Annotated in this window: 25 protein-coding genes; 16 read left to right on the forward strand and 9 right to left on the reverse strand. The window is 27.4% G+C overall.

The features are described 5' to 3' along the window. Position 1 precedes the first annotated feature (1 nt). The gene (locus AACQ14_RS04510) at positions 2-832 is read left to right on the forward strand and encodes a carbohydrate ABC transporter permease (RefSeq protein WP_339362382.1); all 831 of its coding nucleotides are present in this window, start codon (positions 2-4) and stop codon (positions 830-832) included. 235 nt (positions 833-1,067) lie between these two features. Next, positions 1,068-1,604: a hypothetical protein gene (locus tag AACQ14_RS04515; RefSeq protein WP_339362383.1), complete on the forward strand. Its 537-nt coding sequence runs from the start codon at positions 1,068-1,070 to the stop codon at positions 1,602-1,604. A gap of 131 nt (positions 1,605-1,735) precedes the next feature. Here AACQ14_RS04515 and AACQ14_RS04520 read toward each other — a convergent pair whose 3' ends face one another. The 5 genes from AACQ14_RS04520 to AACQ14_RS04540 form a co-directional block, all read right to left on the reverse strand. Further along, a complete protein-coding gene (locus AACQ14_RS04520; protein ID WP_339362384.1) occupies positions 1,736-2,104 on the reverse strand; it encodes a hypothetical protein in 369 nt (122 codons plus the stop codon). A gap of 11 nt (positions 2,105-2,115) precedes the next feature. Then, entirely contained in the window at positions 2,116-3,474 is a 1,359-nt protein-coding gene (locus AACQ14_RS04525) for a hypothetical protein (RefSeq protein ID WP_339362385.1), read from the reverse strand. A 172-nt stretch (positions 3,475-3,646) separates the two neighbouring features. Beyond that, positions 3,647-4,375 carry a hypothetical protein gene (locus AACQ14_RS04530; RefSeq protein WP_339362386.1) on the reverse strand — a complete coding sequence of 243 codons (729 nt, stop codon included), beginning with the start codon at positions 4,373-4,375 and terminating at the stop codon, positions 3,647-3,649. Between the two features lie 29 nt (positions 4,376-4,404). After that, a complete protein-coding gene (locus AACQ14_RS04535) occupies positions 4,405-5,553 on the reverse strand; it encodes a hypothetical protein (RefSeq protein WP_339362387.1) in 1,149 nt (382 codons plus the stop codon). Positions 5,554-5,786: 233 nt separating this feature from the next. Next, complete coding sequence (locus AACQ14_RS04540) at positions 5,787-6,017, reverse strand: helix-turn-helix domain-containing protein (RefSeq protein WP_339362388.1); 231 nt, start codon at positions 6,015-6,017, stop codon at positions 5,787-5,789. A 95-nt stretch (positions 6,018-6,112) separates the two neighbouring features. Between AACQ14_RS04540 and AACQ14_RS04545 the strand changes: the two genes are divergently transcribed. From AACQ14_RS04545 to AACQ14_RS04590, 10 genes are all read left to right on the forward strand, one after another. Beyond that, entirely contained in the window at positions 6,113-6,403 is a 291-nt protein-coding gene (locus AACQ14_RS04545; protein WP_339362389.1) for a hypothetical protein, read from the forward strand. 115 nt (positions 6,404-6,518) lie between these two features. Next, positions 6,519-7,196, forward strand: coding sequence for a DUF2284 domain-containing protein (locus tag AACQ14_RS04550; RefSeq protein WP_339362390.1), 678 nt, complete (start codon positions 6,519-6,521; stop codon positions 7,194-7,196). Between the two features lie 337 nt (positions 7,197-7,533). Then, a complete protein-coding gene (locus AACQ14_RS04555) occupies positions 7,534-9,225 on the forward strand; it encodes a hypothetical protein (protein ID WP_339362391.1) in 1,692 nt (563 codons plus the stop codon). Then, the gene (locus tag AACQ14_RS04560) at positions 9,218-9,958 is read left to right on the forward strand and encodes an OmpA/MotB family protein (protein WP_339362392.1); all 741 of its coding nucleotides are present in this window, start codon (positions 9,218-9,220) and stop codon (positions 9,956-9,958) included. The genes AACQ14_RS04555 and AACQ14_RS04560 overlap by 8 nt, the downstream gene beginning before the upstream one ends. After that, positions 9,948-11,132 carry a hypothetical protein gene (locus AACQ14_RS04565; protein WP_339362393.1) on the forward strand — a complete coding sequence of 395 codons (1,185 nt, stop codon included), beginning with the start codon at positions 9,948-9,950 and terminating at the stop codon, positions 11,130-11,132. The genes AACQ14_RS04560 and AACQ14_RS04565 overlap by 11 nt, the downstream gene beginning before the upstream one ends. Positions 11,133-11,134: 2 nt before the next feature. Further along, positions 11,135-14,551 (forward strand): DEAD/DEAH box helicase, encoded by a 3,417-nt coding sequence (locus AACQ14_RS04570; protein WP_339362394.1) that lies wholly within the window; start codon positions 11,135-11,137, stop codon positions 14,549-14,551. A 262-nt stretch (positions 14,552-14,813) separates the two neighbouring features. Next, positions 14,814-15,110 (forward strand): hypothetical protein, encoded by a 297-nt coding sequence (locus AACQ14_RS04575; RefSeq protein ID WP_339362395.1) that lies wholly within the window; start codon positions 14,814-14,816, stop codon positions 15,108-15,110. 17 nt (positions 15,111-15,127) lie between these two features. Then, positions 15,128-15,604: a hypothetical protein gene (locus tag AACQ14_RS04580; RefSeq protein WP_339362396.1), complete on the forward strand. Its 477-nt coding sequence runs from the start codon at positions 15,128-15,130 to the stop codon at positions 15,602-15,604. Between the two features lie 424 nt (positions 15,605-16,028). Further along, positions 16,029-16,889, forward strand: coding sequence for a SagB/ThcOx family dehydrogenase (locus AACQ14_RS04585; RefSeq protein ID WP_339362397.1), 861 nt, complete (start codon positions 16,029-16,031; stop codon positions 16,887-16,889). 12 nt (positions 16,890-16,901) lie between these two features. Next, positions 16,902-17,378, forward strand: a complete 477-nt coding sequence (locus tag AACQ14_RS04590; protein ID WP_339362398.1) for a DUF2691 family protein — start codon at positions 16,902-16,904, stop codon at positions 17,376-17,378. Between the two features lie 80 nt (positions 17,379-17,458). On the opposite strand, the gene AACQ14_RS04595 is transcribed toward AACQ14_RS04590, so the two are convergent. Next, entirely contained in the window at positions 17,459-17,797 is a 339-nt protein-coding gene (locus tag AACQ14_RS04595; RefSeq protein ID WP_339362399.1) for an arsenate reductase family protein, read from the reverse strand. Positions 17,798-18,039: 242 nt separating this feature from the next. Between AACQ14_RS04595 and AACQ14_RS04600 the strand changes: the two genes are divergently transcribed. After that, positions 18,040-18,666: a GNAT family N-acetyltransferase gene (locus AACQ14_RS04600; RefSeq protein ID WP_339362400.1), complete on the forward strand. Its 627-nt coding sequence runs from the start codon at positions 18,040-18,042 to the stop codon at positions 18,664-18,666. Positions 18,667-18,783: 117 nt separating this feature from the next. On the opposite strand, the gene AACQ14_RS04605 is transcribed toward AACQ14_RS04600, so the two are convergent. After that, complete coding sequence (locus tag AACQ14_RS04605; protein ID WP_339362401.1) at positions 18,784-19,149, reverse strand: T9SS type A sorting domain-containing protein; 366 nt, start codon at positions 19,147-19,149, stop codon at positions 18,784-18,786. Positions 19,150-19,561: 412 nt separating this feature from the next. On the opposite strand from AACQ14_RS04605, the gene AACQ14_RS04610 reads away from it, so the two are divergent. Genes AACQ14_RS04610 through AACQ14_RS04620 form a run of 3 tightly spaced genes read left to right on the forward strand, consistent with a single transcriptional unit; the run spans position 19,562 to position 21,606 of the window. Further along, positions 19,562-20,239 carry a Type 1 glutamine amidotransferase-like domain-containing protein gene (locus AACQ14_RS04610; RefSeq protein ID WP_339362402.1) on the forward strand — a complete coding sequence of 226 codons (678 nt, stop codon included), beginning with the start codon at positions 19,562-19,564 and terminating at the stop codon, positions 20,237-20,239. Between the two features lie 11 nt (positions 20,240-20,250). Beyond that, positions 20,251-21,168, forward strand: a complete 918-nt coding sequence (locus tag AACQ14_RS04615; protein WP_339362403.1) for a carbon-nitrogen hydrolase family protein — start codon at positions 20,251-20,253, stop codon at positions 21,166-21,168. Positions 21,169-21,177: 9 nt separating this feature from the next. Further along, on the forward strand, positions 21,178-21,606 hold the full coding sequence (locus AACQ14_RS04620; protein WP_339362404.1) for a hypothetical protein: 429 nt from the start codon (positions 21,178-21,180) through the stop codon (positions 21,604-21,606). A gap of 26 nt (positions 21,607-21,632) precedes the next feature. Here AACQ14_RS04620 and AACQ14_RS04625 read toward each other — a convergent pair whose 3' ends face one another. Both AACQ14_RS04625 and AACQ14_RS04630 read right to left on the reverse strand, forming a co-directional pair. Next, on the reverse strand, positions 21,633-22,877 hold the full coding sequence (locus AACQ14_RS04625) for a hypothetical protein (RefSeq protein ID WP_339362405.1): 1,245 nt from the start codon (positions 22,875-22,877) through the stop codon (positions 21,633-21,635). 5 nt (positions 22,878-22,882) lie between these two features. After that, positions 22,883-23,431 (reverse strand): sigma-70 family RNA polymerase sigma factor, encoded by a 549-nt coding sequence (locus AACQ14_RS04630; RefSeq protein ID WP_339362406.1) that lies wholly within the window; start codon positions 23,429-23,431, stop codon positions 22,883-22,885. Positions 23,432-23,628 lie beyond the last annotated feature (197 nt).

A 23,628-nucleotide genomic window follows, 5' to 3' on the forward strand; every position in this document is an offset into this window, starting at 1 on the left:
AGTGAAAGCAATTACACCAATCAAAAAAACATTAACATTCATATTTATTTTATTTATTGTCATAATATCCGTAATTCCTTTTATCTGGGTGTTTGCATCTTCTTTTAGAGGTAATGCAGAGATAATGTCATCAGTATCAGGATTCCCTAGCGGATTGCATTTTGACAACTATGTGGCTGCATTCAAAATTGCACCATTATTGATTTTTTATAAAAACAGTGTGGTTGTATCTATTATAGCTACAGTGATTAATCTTATTATATTTTCAATGGCGGCTTATGTAATAGTTAGATGTAAGTTCAAGTTGAAAAAGACGATTATCATTGCGTTTTCACTTGCTCTTGTAATACCAGGGGCGGCACTTTTACAACCACTTTATAATACACTTTCGGCAACACATCTGTATGATACTCTGGCAGGACTTATTATTGTATATGCGGCACTTGGTATGCCTACGACTTTTTATATAATGATGAGTTATATTCAGACTATACCTTATACGTTGGAAGAAGCGGCTTATATTGATGGAGCAGGATTTTTCAGAACGTTTATGCAGATTATATTACCACTTACACGTCCTGCATTTGCAACAGCAGGGGTATTACAATTCTTATTCTGTTGGAATGAATTTCAGTTTGGACTTACTTTGACCGGGGATAAAATGAATAGAACAGTTCCTATAGCGCTATATTATTTCAAAAGTTCATTTGCCAGTGATTATGGTGCTATGTTCGCGGCAACAGTGTTAGTTACGATTCCAAGTATTATCATATATATGCTTATGCAGAAACAGATTATTTCAGGGCTTGTTTCTGGATCAGTAAAAGGTTAATCAGAGTAAAAGGGGATTTAGAGTTTAGAGTAGAGGATATTGTTTAAGGATATTATCAAATGAGATTTCTTGTTTTGGCTGGGTAGGTTGGATAAGAAATCTTTTTATTATGTCGTCTTTTAAGTAGTTTTATTGAATTTAATAATATATTAAGATAAATATGAGAGGTTTGTGTTATAATTGATATGTTGAAATAAATTGTATTTAGAAAATGTTATGATAGGGGTTAGGTAGTATGAAAAAGAATATTTTGGTGCTTGGAATTTTGCTATTGCTATTGCTGTTTTTTGAGACTCAGAGTAAGAATACTATAGAGGATGCGATGGAAAAGGCGAATATAAATGTTAGGCAGATATTGCATCAGGTTGATAGTGATAAGGGTGTTGTGGTTTTTTATGAGCCTATGGAATTTATCAATGGTTGTAATGTTGGGTTAGTAGAAAAACATTTTAATAAGTATAAATGGGTATTTGGTGGTGGAACTAGTTGCTTTTTGGATGAAGTTGGTTTGACATGGAACTATTGTAATGTTGGTAAATCATGTGAAAAAGGAAGTAAAGATTCTTTTCCTGTAGTATATGGAGCTATAACTCATTCTGATATAGTTGAAGTTACGGTAGCATTGAAGGGGGATGAAGCTAATAGTGCAACTATAGTTGAAACTGCTTTGGGTAGGATATGGTATTTGTTTTTGGATAAGCAGATAGGTTATACTCCTGAAATATTGGGGTTGGATAGTAATGGAGAGCTGATTTTTGGAATGGGTATGTAGGTATTTGCTTTTGCTAATTTTACTTATGTCTATTAATGTTAATTAAGATGAAATAAAAAACGTGTCTAACAGTGAAATGCTGTAATGACACATTTTTTATCTATGTCAATACTAATATATCAAATTAAGTGTTAATCGTAACATATCAATATTTTATCGTTTTTTTCTTTGGCATTTACTAAAAGAGTTAGAAGTTCAGTAAAAACGTCTTTTGTAACTAAATCAAAAGCTGTTGTATCAACACTCAATAGTTCATCAATTACTGGATTAAGATTAGGTATTTCCCATGGGCTTTCATCATACCAACCTTCATCTAAGTGGTAATAGTAGGATAATCCTGACCATACATTGTTTATGGGTTCTACGGCATTCATAATTGTATCAAAATATCCTATCCAGATTTTTAAGATTAAATTTTCATTATTAGGTTTTACCCAAATAAATTTAATTTCTGGTTCACCTTCAAATCCTGTATAATAATTATTAATTATTTTATCCATAATATTCCTTTCTATGGAGCTGGCCAGTGACCATGATCCAATAAAATTTGTTGTTCAGGTGTAGCTATACAATTTTGTCTAGCATTTACTGCGGATTGCCATTCGCTCATTGGTGTCCATTGATTATCGCCTGTTAAAATATGTTGCGTTTTTCGTTGACCTGTAGCAGTGCCAGGAGTAGTTCTAGTAATAACCCATGTATTTCCTTGGTTTTCAGGTGCACCGGGAGTTCTAGTATGCCAACGTGCTTCATATTTAATAATACCATCTGACCATTTGTATTTTATTTGTTGATAGCCAGTTTTATTTTGTACAATAATTTTTGAAGTATTAGGTATTTTAATGGGGCTTGATTTTGCAATTTGTGTTGTTTTGTTAATTTCCTTTGTGTCATCTAATTCATTTTTCTCTTGGTTGCTATCTGAAAAAACTATACCAGGAATACTAATCTCCGTTGGAATTGCTGTAGGTATAACTTCGCCAGTTGTAGTAGCAAAAGAAGGTGAAGGTGAAAAACGTTGACTACCAAAGAGTGGTATTATCCCTAAAATTTCACCTGCTGCATAGTAAGAACCAAACATTGTATCATGATTAACCAAGTATTGTGTAGCTTCATCTTCATAAATATTATCCATACCTAATTGTTTTTTTATCCAATTAGTACCTTTTCTAATCGTGCCGTTAAATACTGCATTATCAAATCCTATCGCTAATGGTAATACATAACTACCATTATAGGACCACGAATCATTGGTATCATAATCAGTATTATTATTTTTAGATTTATCACTGGTATTCCAAGTTGGCCAATTTTCTTTTGACTGTAGATATAATCTCGTATCATATGCGTAAAACATATACGGATTATAATTAATAAAATTATTAACGGTTGTAAAGTTAATGTCATCATTATCTTTAGGTATAGGTTTATTATTAACTTTTTCATTGGAATCAGTAAAAAAATCATGTAGATGTTTTAATCCGGATATTAATTTATTACCTATTCTTGTAAGAAAACTTTCTTCATTTTTATCAGTTAGTGGTAAACTTGATTTGCTAGAATTTTTATTAATTCGTACATTATCAAGTTTAGCAAATGCTAACTTAAGTTTTCTCTCAATTTCTGTATAAGATTTATATGTATCCCGAATGAAATTACCAGTTGCATATAGTTGTAGTTCTATTTTATCTAAATCATTATACAGTCTTTTTAAATCTAAGTTGATATTTTGGCTGTATTTTATGTCAGAATCTAGTGAATTAGTTATATTAGAAAGATTATCTTTGATACAATTAATTTTTAATGCTTTATTTTTAAATTGGCTTTCTTTTTTGCTTAATTCTTCATTGTTGATAGAAATTTCATGCATTACATCCCTCCATTATATTATCATAAGTATTTAATTAATTCTAGCGTTTATTATGACAGCAGATTAAGGTAAATAGGATATAAATATATGGTAACAGATTTATTAATAATTTCAACAAATCCTGACGAAATGCATGATTTATGGGATGAAATGCATAAATTAATATTTTTTATTACTTTTTGGTAATATTATAATGATAACTAGATAATTTTGTGATATGTATTTTGGTATAAGTGACTAATTGCAACTGAATGGAATCATTTTCAGCACCATATCCACTACGGTAGTTAGTGAGTCCTATATCTTTTTTCCATGTGAATGATTCGTAATATCCTGTAGAGACTTGATTATTATATGAATGAGATTCTCTTTCGTCTCCATTTACATCTAGATAGTGATGAAATCCTTGTTCGTTATCATCTAATGAATCTTCAATTTCGGTATCTTGACAAACGATTACACTATCTTTTGGTAATTCTTCATTTGCTTTTAGCATATCAAGGTTTTGCTCTGTTGGTGCTATTTTATATATCGTATCTTCTTGAACATAAAAATAACCTAAATTCAAGCGTTCAGCATTAATCCCTTCTATAGAGTCTAGTTTTAACTCATATAATTTTCCATATTTAAGATTAGCTAATTCATTAATATTCAAAGTTACATCTTGTTCAATAATATCATCAAATAAAAATTTACCTTTATAGCTTTGTTCAGAAATATTGTTGGTAAAAAAATAGGGATTAACTATTTCTTTTTCTGTAACTTTTGTATCAGTTTGTGATAATATTTTTGAATTATCATCATAGCTACTTTCACTCTTATTATTTGAGATATTATGAGCTATTATAAAAGAAGTTATTGCTAGACCGATTGCAAAGATTGTAATAAGTATTTTTTTCATAGTTATCCTCCTAGCACTTATTATCAAAATTATTCTTTTAGAGAATTTATAAGTAAATATACTCCAGGTTGTTTATCAACAGCTTCTGAACTGAATTTTCCATCTGCGACATATTTACCGCCTGTGTATACATTTGTTCCACTGTAAACATATGGACTAATTCTATCTTTGTTATAATATCCTAATCCATTATATCTTTCAGCAAAAGACATCATTGCGGACATGTCATTAGAATCAGAAGTCAACTTATATTGGTCCCTAATATGTTTTTTCTCAGATAAAGCATCTATTGCTGCATCTGTGAAATTATCAAAGTTTTTCCCGATAGGTACGTGTGTGGTTGGTTTTCCTAGAGGATCACCGTTATGTAAATAAGTATTAAAGTTACAACCAGATTCACGATAATGAATAGCTGCTATTAATTCAGGTGGTAAGCCAGTCTTACTAGATATATCTTCATATATTTTTTTATTATTATCATATATTTTGTTGAAATTATTAATGTCCCAATTAAAGCTAGTTGTGTCAATTGAATTTATCTGACTTATTAAATCAGTTTCGTGTTTATATAGTTTGCTAGTAGCATATAAATCGTTATCGTAAGTAGTTACAGTATCATTTGATTCAGTACTACTGTTATCAATTTCAGTAGTAATATCTGAGTCAATAATGTCTTTAGGTAAATCAGTAGAGTTATCAATGTTTTTATCATTATTATCAGTAGGTAAAGGCTTATTTTTTACTTTTTGAAAAGTATCTTTAAAAAAGTCTACTAAGTGTTTTATACTTGATTTTAATGTGTCAACTAATAGTGTTAAGAAACTTTTATCTTTTGGTACAACTGATTGAGTCATTGAGTTATTAGTGTAATGACAATTATTAATATCAAAAGATAACTTATGAAATTCTAATTTAAGCTGTAATTCATTTTCATGATAGGCTTTACTTGTGTCCCTTATAAAATCACCAGTATTATATAACTGTATTTGAATTTTATCCAGAGCTCTATCTAAGCTGTCAATTTCATAGTTAATATTTTGTCTGATTTTTATGTCTGTATCTAGAGAACTACTTATACTAGAAAAATACTGTTTAGTGCTTGCAATCTTTAATGCTAAATTTTTCAATTGGTTTTCTTTTTTGCATAGTTCTTCTGAATTAACAGATATGGTATACATAATATTCCTCCTTATATTATCATAAGTATTTAAGTAATACTAGTCTTTGAGAAGTTAAAAAAATATTATACATATGATATATAGATATACTATAACTATTATGAAAAAAATTCAATAAATCCTGACGAAATGCATGATTTATGGGATGAAATGCATAAATTAATACTTTTTATTACTTTTTTGTAATATTAATGATTGTTTTTTATTAGTAAAATCTATTCATTTCGTTAGCATTATTTTATTTTCTTAGATGAATAAGGTGTTTTTATATCTGTTCTGCCAGCTAAATAATCAAGGCTAGTCCCATAATAATCTGCTAATTTACATAAGGTTTCTACTGTTATGGAAATCTCCCCTCGTTCATATCTTGAATAAGTTCTTTGGTTAATGTTTAGAAATTCTGCTATTTGAGATTGAGTTAAATCATTATCTTCTCTAATATTTCTTATACGTTCAAATATCATTTTAATCACCTCTTGGTTGAATTATATCTTAGGCATATTAGTAGTATTGACAAATAGGCTCAACAAGCCTAAAATAATTTTGGAGGTGTTTTTTAATGAAAGTAGAATACGATAAAATTATTAATAAAATAATAGAAGATTTAATTGGGTATGCATATGAAGATATAATAAATAATGATGAAGAGTTTAGAGAAATGGAGAAAAAATTATGTGTTCACAGTAAAAAAATGCAAGATGTGTTAAATCATTTGGATAGTAGAGATAGAAAGGTTATAGAGGAATATATGGAACAAGTGCAGTGTATAAATGGAGAGTATAATAATAAGATTTATGTTCAAGGGGTTAAGGATTGTGTTCAGGCATTGAAGTTTTTTGAGGTTATTTGATATACGGATTTAGATGTTTAAATGAAATGTTTCTCAGTATATAGTATAATTTAAGTTAAAGGTGTAGGTGATGGTGTTATAAAATATAATATACTTATATGAGTGAGGTATGATGATGAAATTGACTGTAAAAGTAAGATTAAAGCAGCTGACAAAAGAAACATTATTTGAAGCATATAAAAGAGAGGAAGTCTTAGGGTATTGTAAGAGATGTGGCAATTATGGTAAGAACTATAGTTGTCCTGAGTTTGAATTTGAAACAATTAGGTATTTAGAACAGTATAATTACGCCACAATTATTATGACTGAAATAGATACAAAACCTATTAAAGAACAAATAAAGAAATTTGAAATAACTGACTTGGGGTCAGATGTTTATAAAAACTATATAAAAAACAAACCTGATAAAATTGTTGATATTAATAGTGTTATTTCAATGTATGCATTCAATAATATAAAAAATCAGATGGCAGATAAACTAATTGAGATTGAAAAAGATATGGATAACACAGTTGGATTACCACCAGGCTCATGTACAAGATGTAGTACTTGTCTTAAACAACAAGGGAAACCTTGTATTTACCCAGAGACACTAAGGTATTCTCTTGAAGCATTAGGTTTTATGGTGTCGGATATATATAAGAAGTTCTTCGACTTAGAACTAGGTTGGACAAAAGGTGAATTGCCTGTAGCTTTAAATAGTTGTAGTGCTTTGATGACAAAAGAAAAAATTAGTGAGGATGTTATTTTAGATAAATTAAATGGGATAGTATTAAATATTAATAAAAGCTAAGTAGATTATAGACAACAAGATAAAAATAAAATATATAAGCATGACTTTATTTCTCAATAAAGTTTTGCTTTTTTTATGGTTAAAGATTGTTTGTAAATTAAATCAAAAGATGCAGTAAAAAGCAAATATATAGAGAATTAGGGTTTCTTATAATAAAAAAAGTTTGAAAATAACGAATAAGGAGTATATAATAATTAATAGAATTGTATTAAAATGTAATATTAGTTCTAAATTAAGGTTATTAAATAATTGGTTATAGTAAAATATATATAAAACTAAATTAATATTTATTAAAGTAAGCTTAGGATAACGTAATAAGAAAAGAAAGGTGTATAAGATGAATAAAAAAAATATATTAGTGAAGAATAAATCTCTAAAAAAAATTATAAAAAGTGATTTTGTTAAGAGTATAAGATTACCTTTGTTATTATTCATTATTGCATTTATATGCATATTAGTGGTTGATGATTTATCGCCCTTTAGTAGAAATATAAAAGAAAGTGCAGCTATAATTAAAGTTATTTTTATAATTTGTTTTTTTGTGTTCTTATATTCAATGAAATTAGGACATGTTTCTTATAAAATAGCTAAAGCCAAACAAAAAATACTAAAAGAGTTAAATAGTGGTACTAATAATGTTGATTTAACTATAAAAGATTTTGATTCGATTTTTAAAGATAATTATTTTGAAAATGAGTGGAAAAATTATAGTAATTCCTTATTTGTGCATGATGAGGTTAATGAGGATAATATAAAGATTTCTAAAAGTTTTGCGACAAAAGATGCTAATGAATTTATCAATGGTTCAGTAGTAGGTTTGAGAGAGAGACTTTCTATTCATAATTATATTCCGCATATTTTTATATCTATCGGTATATTTGGAACTTTTTATGGGGTAGTAATGGGTTTATCTAACCTAAATCTAGAAGTTCAATCTGAGGAATTAAAATCAGGTATAAATTTTCTTTTACATAATATACAGTTTTCTTTTAGATCTAGTTTATATGGAATTATTTTTTCAGTAATATATGCGTTAGCGTATAAGTTTGTTATGGCACAGATTAAGGTTATGACATTTAATATAGCTTCTGAACTGAATACAAGATTAAGATTTGATGTGGAAATGAGATTATTAAAAGATATAAATGAAAATGTTGAGAAAGCAGAATATAATATGGAAAAAATAGCATCAGATATTGTAGATAAGATTGGAAGTATTATACAAAAATCAATGGAAACAATGATGAATTCTTATAACGACTCAATAGGGGCAATGTCCAATTCGTTGGAAGACAGTGTTTCTAATATTGGAAATGCTTCGGTAGCAAATATTATGAAGCCCCTGGAGAAATTGATTGATGATTTAAATGACCAATTTCAGATTAATAAAGAACTTATAAGTGCTATTGGAGAATACAACGTAGAGTTTAAAAAGAACATGACTGAGTATACTGATGTTAGTAAACAATTTAATCAGGGATTAATTGAGGCAAAAGATAATATAATTAATGTTTCTGAAATAATGACAGCCAGTGTAGAAGATGTAGAAGATTATTCAACAAGAATTAGAAAAGAAAATATGGAATTTGTTAATAGACTAGTTGATGGAATTAATGACTATCAATCCCAAACAGATGTGTATATTGATAATTTAAATGGAGCTGTTGAAAATGTGGGAATAATCAATTCAGATATGTTTAAGACTTTGGATGAAACTAAAATATTTGTATCTGATATAACTTCAAAACAAAAAGAATTAATAAATGTATTTATGGAGTACAAAAATTTAATCAATGATTTGTCCTCAAATATTAATGAAAGTGTTGTTACATATAATGAAAAAGTGAATACAGGTCTTACAACAATATTTGCTCAATATGATGATCATTCAAGTAAAGTATTAGGAAATTTAGATAGTTTAGTTAAAGAATTAAATGAATCAATTGTAGAGATTAATGAGCCAATAATAACTCTTACAGAATCAATTAATAAATTATCAGAACAAAGTGAGATGATAGAAAATGTATAAGTATGAACAAGAAGAAGAAATATCTTATTGGTTATCTTTTAGTGATTTAATGGCTGGATTACTTATCGTTTTTATATTAATTACAGTTATCATGGTATTTGATTTGAGTGAATCAACAGAGGCTTCAGATATAGCTAAAAAAGAATATGAAAATATGCACGAAGAATTGAAATCTACAAAAGATAGATTAGATAATATAACCTCAATTAATGATAAAATTATTGTTTTACTAAAAAAAGAACTTGGTGACACAGTAGAAATCAATGAGGACACAGGAGCAATATCACTTAAAAGTGATTTACTATTTGATTCGGGGAAAAGTACTCTTAAAAAAGCAGGTAGAGAGTTCATTAAAATTAATATGCCAGCATTTTTTAAAGTTTTACTTAGTGATAAAGATATAAAAGATAACATTAATGCGATAATTATTCATGGTTTTACAGATGATGCTGGGAATTATGACTCAGGATTAAAGCTGAGTCAAGATAGAGCGAGAACTGTTTTTCAATATATTCTTTATGAGCCAACTTTTGCTGAGTATGCAGAGGATTTGAAGGAATTAGTTGTACTATCTGGAGTGAGTGAGACAAGGCTACTTGAAAAAGAAGAAGAAGAATCTATGGAATCGTGGAGAGCGAGAAATAGAAGAGTTGAATTTCAATTTGAATTAAAGTTTAGAGAGATTTTTGAAACTATTAAGGAACAGCTTGAAGGTGATAATGATGAAAATTAATTTGAATATAATTGACTTTAGCATATTACAGCCTAATAAGTTAAAAATTCTTAGTGAAGAAATTGAAAAAAACCCCTATAAATTAGAGAATATTAATTATAGTATAGAAAAATTAATTGAAAAGATAAGAAAGAAAAGAAAACTGACTTACAGAGAACATTTAGTAGCTATACAAGCTATAGATCAAATAGTAGAAAACAATGTTATAAATGAATATAAAAAGATATTAAGTGATTATCAAAAATTACTTAATAATAGAAAATCAATAATTTTATTAAATACCGTAATGAAAACTTTATTTCCTAATTACTATAATAGATATTATTTAGAAATAATTAATATGGTAATAAATTCAAGTAGTAACGAAGGTAGATATACTAAATACAAAGAAAGATTTGATAATGGGTGGAGTAGGGCAATAGATAAAATGAATAGAGAACTTGAAAATAGTACATTCAAGAGAGTATATAATAATGTGTTTCCAAATATATCAATATCCAATAATAACAAGTTTGTTTGTGAATGGATATATAGATATGCAATTAAAAATAAATTTAATGAAAATGTATGTTTATTAATCATTGATTATTTTGATGAATTGAATGATTACATATCAATAGCTATTCTAGATGAATATCTATTATCGTTATATAGCCAAATTAATAATTTTGAATATCTAGAAAAATATCATCATAAATTACTTGGAAAGATGTATGTTAGATTCAAAGAGCCTGATAATACAGCTGTTTGGAGTAACTTTAATAGTAAGGCAATTGAGGTTTATAATAGATGGTTACTGTTAAATAAGTTGTTAAATTATTTTGAAAATCTATCAATAAAACGAGAAGAGCGTTTGGCTTTTTGGGAAGATTATTTTAGATATTTTACAAATATTGAATTTTATAATGAGTACGATTCAGCATTAATTATTGAAACTGAAAATCATACATTTGTTGAATTTGGTGGAGCAAATGGTGGTGCAACATTTTATTATGATAAATCAGTTCTAAATATTGAAATAATAAAAAATGAAAGAAAAAAATGGCATAGAACTTTAATGATTAGCAGAGTATTAAAGAATGTGGATATTGCAAACAATAGAATGATTCATAGTGGATATTGGCAGAACAAATATCATAATTATATGAAACAGATTGGTTATGTAAGGAGGTAATTATGTCTTTATTTTGGAAAAGTAAAAGCACAAAAGAGTTAATATATAGATTAGATGCTGAAGGTTTTATTTTATGCTATGATAATGGCGTTGGAATAAATAATGAAAGTGAATTATCTTATAAGATAAAGAGTATTCTAGCTAATAAGAATTATATATATTCCTCAGAAGGAGAATATCTTATTCCATATGATCAAATATATGATTTTTATTATCAAGATAGCAAAAATGATATTTTTGAAAATAATTTGATGGAACGAGAATTTATAGACGATTACAAAGCCTTCCAATTCCCAGAATTATTTAGAGGGTACATAAAGTTTGAAAATAGAGGAAATTATTCAATCGATAAGGAAGTTATTTATGATTATAGTTTTTGGAAAGATGGTAAACAATTAGAGTGGAATAAATTAAGTGGGAATGTTTTAACGTCAGGAAGGATTTCTTTTGTTTTACCTAAAGAAATTTATGAAATTGTTAAGATCGTAAAAAATTTTAATACTAATTCAGAGAAACGAATTTCTCTATATGAACAATATTCTTTATTGACTAAATTAAAGGAAGAATTAAATCATGTACCTATGACCTTAAATAGAAGATTGAGAACTATAGAACAACCATTATTAATTGATGAAATAAAATTAGGTATGAAAGAGATAGGTGATGGATTTTTTATTGCACCTAAAGTGTATGCTGATGAAGAGAGGCAAGAAGAATTTGAAAAAACATTTAGTTCACAAGGGGCAAATAACGCTTATATTATTAAAAATAAACGTGTTGTTTTTAAGAATGAAAATACATTAAATCAAATTCATGAAGATTGTAATGTAAGCATAGAAGATATGCATAAAATTCTAAACGAAGAGCACAAATTGAATTATGTTGAAGGAATTGATATGGAAGATATCTTCAGTCCGAGGGTTAAGGGTATTGGATATTTATCATTAGGAAAGCTAATTTCTTCGTCAAAGGGAGAAGAGAATTGGTTTGATTCAAATGATTATTTACCAATATATAGAGATGATGTAGGTGAAGAAATTCAATTTACACCGGATGATGTACAACATTTGGAAGAGGTGCTTACTCAAGAAGGTAATATTCTAAAGATCAAAAATAATTATACAGATAAAATAATTCTAGCAGGACGAGAGCAGATAGAAGATATTGTAGATAGAATAAAAAATGCAGAGGTTAAAGTACAAGATATTAAGTCTTTAACTCTATTAGAAGCTTTTGAAATAGAAGTAATTAATAATTCTACTAATAGTTATTTTGAAATTGCAGGTAAATATGTTAATAACTATGATGACATAATTAGTGAAATAAAAGAACAAAAACAACTGTTAGAAACAGATGATAAAGATAGTAAAGAGAACAAAAATAAAAAAATAGGGTTGTTAATTTACGATAATCAAGAAGTTAAAGAATATGAAGAAGTATCAGATGAGGATAAATACATAAAAGATTATAGACCATCAACATTTATAAAAAAGGAACTTTTTAAACATCAAAAAGCTGGAGTGGCAAAAATGATGTCATTATATAATAAGGATGAAAGGAATGGAATATTATTAGCTGACGATATGGGCTTGGGAAAAACATTACAAATTATAACTTTGATGGCATTAATAATAGAACATGATAAGTCGGCTAGATTTTTAATTGTTGCACCTAAGATGCTGTTGCAAAATTGGAAAGATGAGATTTCTAATTTTGTAGTTGAGGAAGTGTTTAAAGAAAAAGTTATACAAGGGCGAATTGCTAATACAATTGAAGAAGAAAGGATAAAATTAAAAGATATAGCTCAATATAATTTAGTTATAACTACTTATGAAAGTCTTTACATTAATCATATTTTATTTGGAAAAAATGAATGGGCTGTTATGGTGTGTGATGAAATCCAAAAAGCAAAAAATTCAAAAACTCAGATAGGGTATGCAATAAAGACTCAAAATGCTCTATTTAAGGTAGCATGTACTGCAACACCTATAGAAAACTCTACAGAAGATTTATGGAATATTTTAGATTTTTGTAAGCCAGGATTATTGGGAACGCAAAATGATTTTAAAAAGTCACTAAAAAATAACAGTACTAATGATGTACTAAACAAACAACAAATAGAATATGACATAGCAAATAAGTTAGATAATTATGTTATTAGGCGAAATAAAGATATTATAAAAAATAAACTGCCTAATAAAAAAATCATATTGCAGAAAATAAAGGCAAGTAATTTTGAAAGAAAATGTATAAAAGAGGTATTAGATAAAAGATTAGAAGGGGAGTCACCACTAGTATTGGTAAATCAGTTAATTAGCATATGTGCCCATCCACTTTTATATAAGAAAGAAATAGTATCATCAATAGATAAAATTATTAACAGTTCATCTAAAATGATATATTTAAAAGCTGTTTTAAATGAGATAAAAAATAAAGATGAAAAAGTATTAATATTTGCAGATTGGTATAAAATTCAAGAATTTATTATTAATGCTTGTCAAAAATGGTTTGGAATAACACCGTTAATTATTAATGGAAAAACTACTGAGGGGAAAAGACAAAGTTCATTAGATCTATTTAAAAAATCTATAGGATTTGATGTCATTATTCTATCTACTGAGGTTGCAGGTGTTGGATTAACAATTACAGAGGCTAATAATGTTATTCACTATTTAAGAAAATGGAACCCAGCTAAAGAAAATCAAGCAACTGATCGTGTGTATAGAATTGGTCAACTAAGAGATGTGAATGTGTATATTCCTGTGATTACATATAATGAAGAAGGTAAAGAAACATATTATGATATGGAATCTTATATAGAATCATATATTAATTTATCTACTAAAGGGTTAAGTCCGGATGAAAAATTAAATGCACTTTTAGTTAAAAAAAATAAACTACTGAAAGATTTTTTCTTTGCTGTAAGTAAAGATGATACAACTATTGATTTTAAAAATGAATGGGATTTTGATGAAGGCATAACAGATAAAGTAATTAACATATATAAATTTAATTCAATGCAACTAACTGACCAGAAAAAAGTTATTGGAACAATATTTAGTAGAAAGGGATATATAGTAAATGTTATTGAAAATATCAATGGTTATGATGTTGATATTATTTTATATAAAAATAATAAATATAAGTTGATATCATTACATGATAATGGCGTTGATGATTTAATAAATAGAAAAAAAATATTAACATCATTTTATAATGAAATCAATATAGAAGAATTAATTATAATTGAAAAAGAGTCACAAATAAATGATACACCAATTAATGTTTTAACTCAAAAGAAACTTGAAAAAGAATTGGAGAAATGGTGTTTGACATATAAAGATATTGAGTCAATAAAAATATATAATAAAACATCTGATGATATTATTAATAAAGATGATAAGATTCAAGTAATTTAATTAAATTATTAAGGAGCTCTTTATGGATGGTCAGTATATTGAAAAATTAAAAACAGGTGGAGAAATAATCATTAGTAATAAGGATTGGTATTAAAATATTATTTTCGAGGTAAAGATATAAGACTTTATGGATTATTTGTTAAGATACCCGGTAAGCAAATAGACTCATATATATCTGCTTGGAGAAATAATTTTGATAAATATATAGAGATGAAAAAGATTATGCTACAGGGAGAGAATTATCAAATAAATGGAGAAGGGTATGAAAATTCATTTCGGGGCTATTGAAGGAGTATGCTTGCGTTCATGTCATTTACCTATAAATACACAAGAACAATTAACGTGTTTACTAGAAGACTATGAAAATGCTAAAATTATTGCATATAAGATGAGTATGATATTAGATTCATTTACTAAAATAGATAAAGTATTAGATGAGAAAAATACTATAATAAAAGATAAAGACATAAAAACTAATGAGTCATGTAATAATAGAAATGAAATTTGTAATGTATATATATTGAAAGCACTGAAGTGCAAAAATACTTCGATAAATTAAAATTAGACTATATTAATATGAATTTATATACTAATGGATTAATAGATGAACCAGATATCATAAATAAAAGATTAACAGGTTTTTATCATATTAAAAATAAGGCTTATATAAGTATAAAGGATAATATACCAATTAAATCAACTTTTGAGCCTAAAGATATAACTAGAACTAAACCTTCGGATAATTTTAGAGATATTAAGCAATATTATTCAAAGATTTTTAAGTCCAATATGAGTGTGAGAGAATTAATTTATCTATATATCAGAAATACAAAAGTAGAAAATCTGTATAATAAAGTTAGACTCACATATTTAAGAATGTATATGTTTAATAAAAAGATTACAGAAAACAAATTGGAAATAGAGCAAATGGAACATTGTATTAATGAGTATTTAAGAGATAAAAACTTAAATAGACATGAACAATATGTTGATTTAGTAAATTGTTTGAAAAATAAGTTAGCTAATGACATGCATAATAAATCAATTAGTTAATTTATAAGTCAAGAACGTATAGAGAAAGGGAGTAACCAATGAACAATAATCTAGGAAAATTAAATTACATAGAAAATCTAAGAGGAATATGGAACAACGAAGCAAGTGATTTTACACCTTGATTTGCTGAAAATATAGACATTTTGGGCGAAGCATTAGGAATCAAGAAGTATTGTTATTAATGATATTACAGAAAGTAAAATTTTAGAATTAATGAATAAAATGTACAGAGATTCGTTACAAGATCTAGAGAAAATATTAGAAGCAGCTATGGAAACGTTAGAATGATCGTGGTTTGTATAATAGAGTAAAAAAACTATTCTATACTTATATTATATCATTAATACATAGGAAAAAACAGACTTACATAATTCATAATATTCTTATATAATAACCTTATTCTATATTTGAAGGGAGTAAGTACATGAATAGCTATGAATTAAATCGCAATTTTATGAAATCTTCGTTAGATGATTATGACTTATCAGCTACAGCTGATCTTGCAAAAGGGGAACCACAACCAGATATACAGAAACCTATTAATGAGAACTCAAAGGTTATAGAGTTACCTCAAATTACTTTAGAATCTGTACCAAAAGCAGATTATTATGAACTTATTGCAAGTAGACTAAGTAGGAGAGCATATTCAGAAATTCCAATCTCACTAAAAGATTTATCATTTTTACTATGGTGTACTCAAGGTGTTAAAAAAGTTATAGGTGGTTATAGGAGGCTTATTAAAGATGGTTCGGGAAGAAACTATCTTCGTTATGTTGCATCAGGAGGTTGTATTAATCCTTTTGATACATATTTAGTAGTGAATAATGTACAAGAAGTTGAACAAGGAGTATGGAAGTATTTACCTCTAACTCATCAGTTAGTATTTGAAAAGGAAATTGACAATATGTCAGAAAAAATATCAAAGGTTTTTACAAATAAAAGTCAAAATCAAAGTTATACATCTAAAGCAGGAGTAATATTTTTTTGGGTATGTGTTCCATATAGAGGTGAATGGAGATATAAAGAAACAGCACATAAAACAATGTTATTAGACCTTGGACATATATCACATCAGTTATATTTGGCTACAGAAGTAATAAACTGTGGTTGTTGTGCAATTGGAGGTTATTATCAAGATAAGGCTGATTCATTAATTGGAGTAGATGGAGAAAAAGAGTTTACATCTTTATGCGCAACGGTTGGACATATAATAGATTCAGAAAAAAATTGGATTGATAGATACCCAGATGCACGAATAAATCCAGATTATTATAAATTAAAGTGAAAGGAAATTACTATGGAAAAAAGAGGTGTAAGATTTTTAGTACCAAATGAATACGGACATCTTATACAAGATGTTCTGAATACTATAGATATTGAAAGGTATTTCTGGCATATAGATTCAGATGAAATATATATAAGCAATGATAATGAAGGAATAATAGATAATTTATTTTCTAGAGATAAGAAAAATAATATATTATCAGGAAAAAAATTTAAAAAGTTAATTAGTGAAAACATCTATTCTACTATATTTGGTGAATTCAAAGCTTTTACTAAGAGCTCAGAAGTAACAGAGATAGATACATTTGAAGATTTTATAAAAAGTAAATGTGAAATAGTATTATTAATAGTTGATTCAATTTATTATGATATATATTGTAAAGATGTTAATACCATACTGAGCATATATGAAAGTGCAGTGCAAAGTGGATATGATAATGTTGAATTTATTGATGAAAAAGATTCAAGAACAAGGTTATTAGTATGGTAATTTATTAATATTTAAGATTATGATAATACATCTTTAATAATATAATTTAGGAGAAGAAAAGAGGGAGCTAAATTAGTTTTTTACTCCCAAGATTTCCAAACATCAGGTTCATAACCAACACTTGCTTTTTTACCGTTTCTAACAATAGGTGTTTTTAGTAATTGTGGATTCTCTAAAAGAATTTCTTGCATGGTATCACGGTCTTGAGTATACGCTAGAACGCTTTCTTTATAATTAGGAGATTCTTTATTAATAAGGTTTTCAATGCTAACGCTCTGTGCAATTGATTTTAGTTCACCTGGACTGAGACCTTTTTGGAATAAATCAATTTTTTGGAATTTGATACGACGCTCTTTAAAATATCTTTCAGCTTTTTTAGTATCAAAACATTTTTTGCTTCCGAATATTTGAATGTTCATCATGTTTCTCCTTAACTGTTTTTACTACAATAATTATACTAGTAATACTAGAAAAAGACAACTTCCATATAGAAATTATACTTTGATATATACTGATGATTATAAGAACATATTGTAATGAGGATTAATAAAAATAATTATTTAGTAAAATAAATAATAACTTATAAATACCAGAATATAGTATAATATGGATTAAGACATAGAATCATTAATTCATATAAGTATATTGCTAGGAGTTGGATATGTATAATCTTAATGAGTTGAAAATAAGAAATTTTGAAACTGAAGATGAAAGTAATATTTCAGAAATATTTCTAGATGGGTTTTATAGTAAAGTGAAAAATTTAATAGATTTACCTGACGAACACAAAATTGACTTTTTAAGAGATTTTGGAATCTTAGGAACCGAATATAAGGAAGGTCATTTTATTGCTGAGGTTGATGGTGATATTATAGGATTGATGCTTCTTAGATGGGTGGGACAAAGAAAACAAAAGAGTAGACAGCTTAAGTTTTCTCAGTTAGTAAAGAAGTATGGATTTATACCAATTATAAAAACTATGGCTAAAATAATTATGATGAATCATGATCCTAAAAAAGGCGAGATTTATATAGAACATATAGCAGTATCAGAAAAAGCTAGAGGTCTTGGGATTGGTAGCATATTAATAGAAAAAGCATTTAATACAGCTAAGTCCATGAAGGATATACATAAAGTAGGTCTAGCAGTAATTGAAGATAATCATAGAGCTCATAAGTTATATAAGAGATTAGGATTTCAGGATGCACGTAAAATAACTACCAGTTTGGGGAAGTGGGCAGTTGGTGTTTATCAATATACTGAAATGGAAAAAGCAATTACAGATTAAACATATTAAGAGAATTGAAAAGGAGAAAGGTTATTGGGTTAAATGAATATTTATAACCTAATAACCTTTTGGTTTACAGCAATTATTTATATGTAAAGAATAAATAATTTTATTTGGCTAATATACACTACATTTGTTTAATTGTTGCCAACTTGAATTACTTCCAAAGCTAGTTTCCGCCCGGACTTGGATAAAGTATATACCTGGTGCAACGTTTGAAGTATCAAATACAACCATATCAAATTGTGGTGAAGAATCATGAACTTCTGTTTTGGTATATACTAGTTGACCACTAAGATTGTAAACTTTTGATCTAATTGTAGCTGGATGAAAATTGAAATCCTTATCGACTACACAGAGATTCATTCTTGCTTTTACAACAGAATTTCTTGATACAGGATTAGGAAAAGGATTTTTACTTACAAGATTAAATTTAAAATTCCATAACTCAGATGATGCTGAAATTGGTTGAATTAATGCCATAGTAAAGAGTAAAAAACAACATAATGATACGAGTAATTTTCTTTTTTTCATTATACTATTCTCCTTTCTTTTGTATTTCAAAATTTGTAATAATATTATATAAATATATTACAAATATAAATGATTATAACACATTACAGCATAAATGTATATTAAAAATTTATAATATTTAGCATTTTATATAATTATTTTTACTATTTAACATATAAAAATATAATTTGCATTATTCTAAAAATGTATTTATTTGTGTTTTTAGGCGGATTCATATATATTCATAATTTATCTAGTTGCCAAAAGGAATTTATTTAATATAATTATTAGAATTATGTTATAATATATTCGGTAAACTAATACATAATTATTAAAAATTTAAGTAGTTGATAGTAAAAAAAGCTAGTAGAGGTGGAATAATATGATATATTTACTAGGTGGAGGCTTTGGATTTAAAGAGGATTTACAGAATGAATTTAAATCAGTTTTAAAAAATAAAAATAGCATTACTTTTATACCAACATCTCCACAAGATAGAAGTAAGTGCGAGAAATATAAAAAAGTCAATTTATCGTGGTTTAGTGATATAGGAATCAATTTTGATAATGTTAGTATGATTAATCAAGAAGATGATGTTATCTCAGCACAAGATAAAATAATTAAAAGTAATATTATATTTTTAATGGGTGGTGACCCAATTACTCAATTAAAATTTATATCAGATAAAAAATTAGAAAATTGTTTATTAGAATATGAAGGAATAATAATAGGTATTAGCGCAGGAGCTTTATCAATATGCAAAAAATGTATTCTCACAAAAGATCAAGATTATCCTGAAAATATAGTTGTAGATGGGATAAATTTAACTAATGGCATTAATGTTGATGTGCATTATACTAACGAGCATGATGAAAATTTGTACCAAATAATTAAAGAGCATAAAATAGACAAAGTATATGCAATACCCGAAGATGGTGCTTTAAGAATAGATAATGATAGTATAAAGTTTGTAGGTGAAGATGAGTTTTATATTATTAAGCAAGGATTAAAAGAACAAGTAAATATAACAGAAATAGATTCCCCAATTGAGGGATTATAAGGAGGTAACTCATGAATCTAAAAATAGCACTACTACAACTAGAACCAAACAAAAATGATCAATTAGCTAATCATATAAAAGCTGATGCCTATTGTCGCAAAGCAGCTAAGTTAGGTGCTGATATCGCATTATTACCAGAGATGTGGAATATAGGATATACTCCATATCATCATGAAGTATGGGATTATAGTTACGACCCACGAAAACCTAAATATCCAGAACTACTGGAAAAATGGAAACACCAAAGTATTTCAACGGATAGTGATAATATAAAACATTTTCAATATTTAGCAAAAGAGCTTAATATGGCAATCGGTATAACATATCTAGAAACTTATAATAATGGAAATCCTAGAAATACTTTATCAATAATTGATCGCAATGGTAATATTGTTATGACATATGCGAAAGTACATACATGTGATTTTTCTTTAGAATATCATTGTACTTCTGGTGATGAATTCAAAGTTATTGAATTAGATACAGCAAAAGGTAATGTAAAAATAGGTGATATGATATGTTATGATAGAGAATTTCCAGAGAGTGCACGTGTATTAATGTTAAAAGGAGCAGAAATAATCTTAGTACCTAACGCTTGCGGATTAGAAATTAACAGAATGTCCCAGATTAGGACTAGGGCTTATGAAAACATGGTAGGTATAGCAGTATGCAATTATGCAGGTGAAGACTTCGGTCATTCGATAGCATTTGATGGAATGGGATTTGATAACAAAGGTAATTCTAGGGATATGAAATTAGTAGAAGCAGATGAAAGTGAAGGAATATTCATGGCTGAGTATGATCTTGATAATCTAAGAGACTATAGAAATAGAGAAACTTGGGGAAATGCATTCAGAAAGCCTGAAACGTATAGAGATATTGTTTCTACAGAGGTCAAAGCTCCCTTTATAAGGGAATTAAGGAGGTAAGATATAAAAATGACTTTTTTTGAATGTGAAACTCTAGGAGGAAAAGCTAAAAAATTCAAATGGAAGTATTGTGAAGATGAAGGATTAACAATCTACAGGGTATTTTCAAAAGGTTCTAAGCACATTTCAATTTTCTCAGATAATGATCTGGATAATATTATAGATTTTCTTAAAAATAAACAAGAATTACCATTAGCTAATAGTGTTGATAAAATGAAAAATGGTACTGAAAAAGAGGGTTTTGGTAGCTTTATCTACGACAAGATTAATGCTGATACTAAATTTGCCCAATCTGCCAGTCAGCTGGTCGCCATATTAATTTCAGCAGGTATTATTGGTTATAATGGAGCAAAAAGAAATATGATATTCTATTATAAGGATAGTAATTGGAAAATAAAATTAATTAAATACACAAATTTAAAAACCCATCATTCCTAGAATAATGGGTTTTTAAAATAGTATTATTACTCAACTACAATATACTTTCCTAGCTCCTCAAAGAAATCAGAATATACTCCAGTAATCATTATATTTTTATCATCTGACTTAATCTCCAAAACAAAAGAATTTTCTCCTGATGATTTTGTTAGCTGTATATTTTTATAGTCAAATTTTACTGTTTCTTTATCTTCATCATTATAGATACTAAGTCCATCGCTGAGAATTTCTACTTTTCCATAGTACTGATTACCATCTTCTGTAATAGATACTGAATATGATGCTGATTCATTAGAAGCATTAGTGTCTGATTCAGGGTTAGTGGTAGTTTCATTATTATCAGTTATTTCTGGTACAATACTTTGTGGATTTTCTATACCAGTTCTTTCTTCAACTAATAGTTCTGTATTTATTGATTTGGCTAACTCAGCTAATTGTTTTTCAGCTTCTTCCTTGGTTGCAAAAGAGCTAATTTCTACAAAGAATAATCCATTTTCATCTTTAAGGATTCTTGGTTCATAATCACCTATAAAGCCTTCTTCCAAGGAACCTAAAGCTGCACCATATTCATATGATTGAGTTCTTAATGAGTATGTTTTCTTTTCTTGATAATCCTTATCTTCTTTTAATCCAACAATTATACTTGCTGGAGATTTTCTTTCCTCAACCTTGTACTCAACAGGACCATTAAATTCAATAACAAATCGAATCATAGAATCGTCTAAAGTAATAATTTTATATACATCTTTCACATACTTATTTTCTAGCAGTTTTTCGAAGTTTTCTTCAGCAGAGAAAGCTCTAGCACCTCCTATTTCAAATGTCATTGTATATGGATTTTCATTATAACTCACTTTATAAGCTCCTACATTTTCTTGTAATCCATCATCTTGTGAGAAGTTTATAATAATATTTTCATATCCATCTTTTTCAAAGGAATCTATATCGCTTATATCGGTTCCATCTGTTATTGAACCTCCGCCTGATTTGCCATTATTGAATTGAAGAACTTTTACAAGATTTCCAACATAAGGTATATCCTGTAAAAATTTTGCAAAGGATGATGACATATTGATTCCTGCTGTAACCAATGTCAGAGCAACGGCAAAACTAGCACATATTTTAAGTAGTGTATTTTTAGTATTCTTATTATTTTTATTCATTTGTGAACGCCCTCTTTCTATACCCGCCTGTATATTATCGTTAAGTTCTGTAGGAATTTGGATTCCATCATAATCTTTTTTTAATTCAAACAAGCTGTTTTTATTCATATTTTCTACTCCTTCAAATCAATTTTCATTTCTTTTAGAGTTCTATAGAGTATTGTCTTTACAGTACTTGTTGGTAACTCTAAAATATTTGCGATTTCCTCAAGCTTCATATCCTCAAAAAACCTTAGAATGATAATGGTCTTTTGTTTTTCAGTAAGTTTATCCAGAGCTTCTCTGACAATAAGCTTTGCATGTAGATTTTCATTACTAGAATCACTCATATTTTCAATGTAACTCATATCTATTGATACTATTTTCCTGTTTTTATTAATAAAGTCAATAGAAGTGTTGATTAAAATCCTCGTTAACCAGGTTTTTTCATATTGCACTTTTTTTATTTTATGATATGAGATATAAGCTTTGTAAACTGATTCTTGTACGATATCTAAAGCATCCTCTTTATTTTTTACATAGCTATATGCAATTTTATATAATTTATCTTGATTTTGATTTATCAAAGATAGAAAATTATCCTCTCTCTCTTTGACGTAATTTTTCTTTTTAAGACCAAAGGTCATATCTTCACGTCCTTGTACATGTAATTGAAATTTCAATTTCACTAATTAGACTATTAAACATTCCAAAAAGTTTCAAATTTCTTTTAGCATTTTTTATATACTAATAATTATACCTTTAAAATCTAAGAATTATATATAAAATTATAATAATCGTCCATACTTATTTTGGGAATTTTATGATAATATGGTTAAAAGAATATATATTAATGCTATAATTGGGGATAATGACTTAT

This window comes from Vallitalea maricola (assembly GCF_036985595.1).
Classification (GTDB): domain Bacteria; phylum Bacillota; class Clostridia; order Lachnospirales; family Vallitaleaceae; genus Vallitalea; species Vallitalea maricola.

Coding starts and splice junctions, on each gene's coding strand:
- AACQ14_RS04620 (WP_339362404.1), top strand. CDS start 21,178: ATGACTTTTTTTGAATGTGAAACTCTAGGAGGAAAAGCTAAAAAATTC.
- AACQ14_RS04545 (WP_339362389.1), top strand. CDS start 6,113: ATGAAAGTAGAATACGATAAAATTATTAATAAAATAATAGAAGATTTA.
- AACQ14_RS04525 (WP_339362385.1), bottom strand. CDS start 3,474: ATGCATGAAATTTCTATCAACAATGAAGAATTAAGCAAAAAAGAAAGC.
- AACQ14_RS04520 (WP_339362384.1), bottom strand. CDS start 2,104: ATGGATAAAATAATTAATAATTATTATACAGGATTTGAAGGTGAACCA.
- AACQ14_RS04590 (WP_339362398.1), top strand. CDS start 16,902: ATGGAAAAAAGAGGTGTAAGATTTTTAGTACCAAATGAATACGGACAT.
- AACQ14_RS04535 (WP_339362387.1), bottom strand. CDS start 5,553: ATGTATACCATATCTGTTAATTCAGAAGAACTATGCAAAAAAGAAAAC.
- AACQ14_RS04565 (WP_339362393.1), top strand. CDS start 9,948: ATGAAAATTAATTTGAATATAATTGACTTTAGCATATTACAGCCTAAT.
- AACQ14_RS04515 (WP_339362383.1), top strand. CDS start 1,068: ATGAAAAAGAATATTTTGGTGCTTGGAATTTTGCTATTGCTATTGCTG.
- AACQ14_RS04595 (WP_339362399.1), bottom strand. CDS start 17,797: ATGAACATTCAAATATTCGGAAGCAAAAAATGTTTTGATACTAAAAAA.
- AACQ14_RS04610 (WP_339362402.1), top strand. CDS start 19,562: ATGATATATTTACTAGGTGGAGGCTTTGGATTTAAAGAGGATTTACAG.
- AACQ14_RS04615 (WP_339362403.1), top strand. CDS start 20,251: ATGAATCTAAAAATAGCACTACTACAACTAGAACCAAACAAAAATGAT.
- AACQ14_RS04560 (WP_339362392.1), top strand. CDS start 9,218: ATGTATAAGTATGAACAAGAAGAAGAAATATCTTATTGGTTATCTTTT.
- AACQ14_RS04540 (WP_339362388.1), bottom strand. CDS start 6,017: ATGATATTTGAACGTATAAGAAATATTAGAGAAGATAATGATTTAACT.
- AACQ14_RS04570 (WP_339362394.1), top strand. CDS start 11,135: ATGTCTTTATTTTGGAAAAGTAAAAGCACAAAAGAGTTAATATATAGA.
- AACQ14_RS04585 (WP_339362397.1), top strand. CDS start 16,029: ATGAATAGCTATGAATTAAATCGCAATTTTATGAAATCTTCGTTAGAT.
- AACQ14_RS04605 (WP_339362401.1), bottom strand. CDS start 19,149: ATGGCATTAATTCAACCAATTTCAGCATCATCTGAGTTATGGAATTTT.
- AACQ14_RS04625 (WP_339362405.1), bottom strand. CDS start 22,877: ATGAATAAAAACAGCTTGTTTGAATTAAAAAAAGATTATGATGGAATC.
- AACQ14_RS04555 (WP_339362391.1), top strand. CDS start 7,534: ATGAATAAAAAAAATATATTAGTGAAGAATAAATCTCTAAAAAAAATT.
- AACQ14_RS04530 (WP_339362386.1), bottom strand. CDS start 4,375: ATGAAAAAAATACTTATTACAATCTTTGCAATCGGTCTAGCAATAACT.
- AACQ14_RS04600 (WP_339362400.1), top strand. CDS start 18,040: ATGTATAATCTTAATGAGTTGAAAATAAGAAATTTTGAAACTGAAGAT.
- AACQ14_RS04575 (WP_339362395.1), top strand. CDS start 14,814: ATGAAAATTCATTTCGGGGCTATTGAAGGAGTATGCTTGCGTTCATGT.
- AACQ14_RS04580 (WP_339362396.1), top strand. CDS start 15,128: ATGAATTTATATACTAATGGATTAATAGATGAACCAGATATCATAAAT.
- AACQ14_RS04550 (WP_339362390.1), top strand. CDS start 6,519: ATGAAATTGACTGTAAAAGTAAGATTAAAGCAGCTGACAAAAGAAACA.